At 59.8% G+C, this 5081-nt stretch carries 6 protein-coding genes; 5 read left to right on the plus strand and 1 reads right to left on the minus strand.

Features of this window, described 5'->3' with window-relative positions; all coding sequences use genetic code 11:
* Positions 1–209, minus strand: a 209-nt coding sequence (locus tag EOM25_12025) for an ABC transporter permease (protein ID NCC25900.1), incomplete at its 3' end; no start/stop codon positions are given.
* A gap of 458 nt (positions 210–667) precedes the next feature.
* Between EOM25_12025 and EOM25_12030 the strand changes: the two genes are divergently transcribed.
* The 5 genes from EOM25_12030 to EOM25_12050 form a co-directional block, all read left to right on the plus strand.
* The gene (locus EOM25_12030; GenBank protein NCC25901.1) at positions 668–1714 is read left to right on the plus strand and encodes a hypothetical protein; all 1047 of its coding nucleotides are present in this window, start codon (positions 668–670) and stop codon (positions 1712–1714) included.
* A 19-nt stretch (positions 1715–1733) separates the two neighbouring features.
* Positions 1734–3089, plus strand: coding sequence for an aminotransferase class III-fold pyridoxal phosphate-dependent enzyme (locus tag EOM25_12035; GenBank protein NCC25902.1), 1356 nt, complete (start codon positions 1734–1736; stop codon positions 3087–3089).
* A gap of 13 nt (positions 3090–3102) precedes the next feature.
* Complete coding sequence (locus EOM25_12040; GenBank protein NCC25903.1) at positions 3103–3795, plus strand: CoA transferase subunit A; 693 nt, start codon at positions 3103–3105, stop codon at positions 3793–3795.
* Entirely contained in the window at positions 3782–4450 is a 669-nt protein-coding gene (locus EOM25_12045) for a 3-oxoacid CoA-transferase subunit B (protein ID NCC25904.1), read from the plus strand. Before EOM25_12040 ends, EOM25_12045 begins: the two co-directional genes overlap by 14 nt.
* A 2-nt stretch (positions 4451–4452) precedes the next feature.
* On the plus strand, positions 4453–5081 hold a 629-nt coding region (locus tag EOM25_12050; GenBank protein NCC25905.1), incomplete at its 3' end, for a M20/M25/M40 family metallo-hydrolase.

Genomic DNA, 5081 nt, shown 5'->3' on the forward strand with positions numbered 1-5081 from the left:
ATGGTCCGGATGAGGACCGAAGGGTAGAAGAAGTCGGCGAAGAACTTGGCGTAGTTGCCCATCTGGAAGGCGACGATGTCGTCGCCGGTGGGGCTTCGAAGCCAGAAGGAATAGACGATAACGAAGCAGACGGGGATGACGAGGAGGAAGAAGACGGCTCCAAGGGCGGGGGAGAGCAGGACCCAAGGGGCCCATGGTTTGCTTTTCATGACGCCTCGATGTGGTGGGTGAATGAACATAATGCGCGGTCAGGAACCGGACATGGCCAAAAGCAGACTTGTCCGTCTGGAATTGACTTGAAACCAATGATCAGCAAGACATTGTTTTTACAGTATTTGATTTATTCGAGCATGTCAACTGATCTTTGAAATTTTCACGATATTGGATAAATATATATTCTCCGAACGCGATAAATTTACGAATGTTCGGGGGGATAGAAAAGAATCGATACATCACTTTTTGACTTGAAATCTCGTTTTGAAATTCAAAATACAATTAACGAAGATCATTTGATTGTTCCATAAAGATCAGTGGAGAGCAAAGATCGAAGGCTATTGCTGTCCAATGAGATCGTCTTCCATTGACATCAAAGATTCGAGCCCCTAGCCTCTTTTCAATATATCGACGTTTTTGAAAATTTGACGACACAGCCGGGAGCCGAGCGAAAATGGCGAGCAAGAAACGAGACAAACCATCCTGGAAATGGGATCAGACCAAGACTGACTTCATCCCCAAGAGCCTCAAGTTTGAGGATCTGACCGGCCAGCGGTTCAACCGTCTGGTGCCTGAATACCCCATTCGAACCCCTGACGGGGTCATCCTTTGGTTCTGTCGGTGCGATTGCGGAGGGGAGAAGCTGGCCTTGGCCAAGGATTTGAAAAAGGGAACAGTGGGCACCTGCGGCTGTTATTGGCGATGGGATCGGGCCAAGACCGATTTCGTTCCCCGCAATGTCCGATTCAAGGATCTGACCGGCCAAAGGTTCGGTGCTCTGGTGGCCCAGTTTCCTTTGCGGAGCGTCGAGAACGGTGTGGTCTGGAATTGTCTGTGCGACTGCGGCCAAAATGTCGAAGTGGTGGCTAGGAAGCTTAGAGACGGTCATGTTTTGTCCTGCGGATGCGGATCGCCGGGGCCGGGGGAAGTCTCACCCGGAAAGTGGGAGACGGACAAGAGCAGCTACATTCCGAAGAATCCGAATTTCGAGGATCTGACCGGGCGGCGTTTTGGGCGACTGATGGCCGAGTACCCCATCCGGACACCCGAGGGGGGTATCCTGTGGTTCTGTCAGTGCGATTGCGGCCGGAGCAAACAGGCGTTGACCCGCGATCTGTTGACCGGAACGATCACGTCCTGCGGATGCGGACCGCCGGGCGAAGCGCCGGATCCGAGCGGGAAGGGAGTTCTGGCTTGGCTCTCGGACATTGAGCACATAAAGGCCGAGGATTTGAAAGCCCTCTGGGACGAGCAGGGCGGTCGATGCGCCTTGAGCGGACTCATGGTGGCCATCGGCGTTGATGCGTCCCTGGACCGGATTGATCCCGAAAAGGGAGACGTGCCCGGGAACGTCCGCTGGGTGCATGCGGACATCAAGGCCATGAAAGGGGAACTGTCCGATACTCAATTTTTGGAATTGTGTGATCGAGTCGTGAGGCATCGGGCGACGACAATCGGGGGAGAAGACGGGTCGACTCGTTTTGACAGTGGAGAACCATAACGCCAATGAGGATCTTGCCATGAATTTTCCGACCGGGTCCGTGGACGATTTGAACACGGACCTGCTCTTTTATCAGACCCGGAAAAAAATCCCCTTCGTGTCCAGGGCCAAGGGGGTCCGCATCTGGGACCATACCGGCAAGGAATACATCGACGGCTGCTCCGGAGCGGTCATCAACAATATCGGCCATGGCGACCCCAGGGTGCTGGAGGCCATCAACCGCCAGGCCGAGCAGACCTTCTTCGTCTATCGGACCTATTTCGAGAACGAGCCGGCCGTTCGGTTGGCCCGGAAGTTGGTTCAGAATTCGGCCCCGCATCTGGAAAGGGTTTTCTATGTCTCGGGAGGATCCGAGGCAGTGGAATCGGCCATGAAGATCTGTCGCCAATATCACTACAACATGGGCAAGGGCAGTCGGCACGTATTCATCAGTCGACGCCCGGCCTACCATGGAGCCACCCTCGGGGCCCTGGCCCTGACCACCTATTCCCCCCTGGAAATCCCATTCCGGCCGATCATCAAGGATTATCCTAAAATTCCAGCGCCGTATTGCTATCGCTGCGCCTTCGGCCTCAACTATCCGGAGTGCGGATTGAAATGCGCCTGGGATCTGGAACGGGTCATCCAGGAACAGGGGTCGGAGAACGTGGCCGCCTTCGTGGTCGAGCCCATCGGCGGGGCCAGCACCGGGGCACTGGTGCCACCGGACACCTATTTCGCCATTATCCAGGACATCTGCGCCAAGTACGGGATCATGCTCATCCTGGACGAGGTCATGACCGGGTTCGGCCGGACCGGGGCCCTGTTCGCCTACGAGCACTGGAATGTGAAGGCCGATGTGGTGGCCCTGTCCAAGGGCATGGCCTCGGGCTACTATCCCCTTGGAGCCATCATGACCACCAGGACCATTGTTGACGCCATCGTCTCCAGTGGCGGCGGGTTCGCCCACGGTCACACCTACGCGGGAAACCCCATGGCCTGCGCCGTGGGTGAGCAGGTCCTGGACATCGTCCTGGAGGACGGTCTGGTGGCCAGATCGGCCGATAACGGGGCTTTTTTGAAGGCCGAACTGGAAGGTCTGGCCGAGCGATTCCCCATCATCGGCCAGGTCAGGGGCAAGGGCCTGCTCACGGCCCTGGAGTTGGTCCAGGAGCCATGGTCGAAGAAATCCTTTCCGCCCGAGTGGAGCGTGAACCTCCTGTTCACGGACGAGGCCTACAAAGAGGGCCTGCTCATCTATCCTCGGCGCCCGGTGACGGGCTTGGCCGGCGACCATGTGCTCATCGCTCCGCCCCTGACCATCAGCCGGGAGGAGATCGGTCTGCTCATGGAGCGTCTGGAAAGGGCTCTCATCAAGACCATGGCCAAGTTGTAGGGGCGCCGCACGCATGAAAGACAAGAGAACCGACGCCAAAACGGCTCTGCAGGGTCTTCAGGACGGGGCCTTAATCATGGTCGGCGGGTTCGGGTCGCCGGGAACGCCGTTCACCCTGCTGGATGCCGTTCTGAAGCACGGAGCTCGGGATCTGACCCTGGTCAAGAACGACGCCAACGAGCCGGGGATCGGGGTCTCGGTCCTCATGGAGGCCGGTCGGACCAAGCGGTTCATCGTCTCCCACATGGGCCTCAATTCAGCGGTCATCGAACTGATGAACCGGGGAGCCATCAAGGTCGAATTCCATCCCCAGGGCATTTTGGCCGAGAAGATCCGGGCCGGAGGAGCCGGACTTTTGGGCATTGTCACGGACATCGGCCTGGGAACGATTCTGGAACGTGATCGGGAAATCGTGGAGGTGGGGGGGAGAAAGGGTCTGTTCGAGCCGGCCCTGCGGGCCGATGTGGCCCTCATCCACGCGGCAAGATCCGACACCTACGGCAATGTGCTGTTTGCAGGTTCGGCCCGGAACTTCAATCCGCTCATGGCCATGGCCGCAGACCTCGTGGTGGTGGAAGCCATGGAAATAGTTCCCGTCGGCAGGCTGGACCCCAACGGGATCCATCTGCCCGGGGCCTTTGTGGACGCCGTGGTTCAAGCCAGGACGGACCAACGATACGAGGTCATGGAGCATCATGTCGGCTAAAGCACGCATTGCGGCCAGGGCGGCTCAGGAAATCAAAAACGGGGAAGTGGTCAACCTGGGCATCGGGCTGCCGACCCTGCTGGCCCGCTATATTCCAAAGGGCCATCAGGTAGTCCTTCATTCTGAAAACGGCATTTTAAACATGGGGGGGCCGAGTCCGGCCGACGCGGTCGATCCCATGGTCATCGACGCCGGCGGGCGGTACGTGGAGTGTCGGCCGGGGGGATCGTTCTTCGACAGCGCCATGTCCTTTGCCGTCATCCGCGGCGGCCGCCTGGATGTGGCCGTGCTCGGGGCCCTGGAGGTGGCCGGAAACGGCGATCTGGCCAATTGGATCATTCCGGGAAAATTCGCCCCGGGCATCGGCGGGGGCATGGAACTGGCCCAGAAGGCCAGGCGGGTTGTGGTGGTCAGCACCCATTGCACGGCCAAGGGGCGGCCAAAGATATTGAGTCATTGCACGCTCCCGTTGACGGCCCGGTCATGCGTGAACACCATCGTCACCGAGCTGGCCGTGCTCGACGTGGTGGACGGCGGACTGGTCCTGCGGGAACTGGCCTGGGACGCCGATCTGGACGAGGTCCTTGGTTTGACCAACGCCCCGGTCCGAGTGCCTGAGGGGCCTCTGCCGCGGTTCGGCCGGGAGGATGCGTAGAGATGGAAACCTCGGCAAAGGAGAAGGCCCTGCTCGACCGGGTGGAGGCCCTGCAGGACGAGATGTTCGACCTGACGGCCCGACTGGTGGCCGAGCCGAGCGTGCTCGGAAACGAGGCCGGGGCCCTGGCGGTCATGGAAGAGGCCATGGGCGACATGGGGCTTGATTTGGTCCGGGTGGCCATGGACGACCCCAGGCTCTTGGCCCATCCGGAGTATGCCTCGGTGCCGGGAGTGTCCGCCGATGGTCGGCATAATCTGGTTGGAATCCGCCGAGCCGAGGAAACAGGAGGGAACTCCTGCCTGTATAACGGCCATCTGGACGTGGTCCCGGCCGGACCCGAAGACATGTGGTCCACGCCTCCCTTTGATCCGGTCATCCGAGACGGGTGGATGCACGGACGGGGGGCCGGGGACATGAAGTCCGGGGTCGCGGCCATGGCCACGGCCCTGCGGGCCGTTTCCGCGGCCGGCTTGGGCCTCCGGGCTGAAGCCATGCTGGAGGCAGTCATCGAAGAAGAGAATTCCGGCAATGGGGCTCTGGCCTGCCGGGTCGCCGGGTTCGATGCCCAGGCCGTGCTCATACCCGAGCCCTTCGGGCCGACCATGCTTACGGCCCAGCCAGGAGTCCT

This window comes from Deltaproteobacteria bacterium, from assembly GCA_009929795.1.
Taxonomy (GTDB): Bacteria; Desulfobacterota; Desulfovibrionia; order Desulfovibrionales; family Desulfomicrobiaceae; genus RZZR01.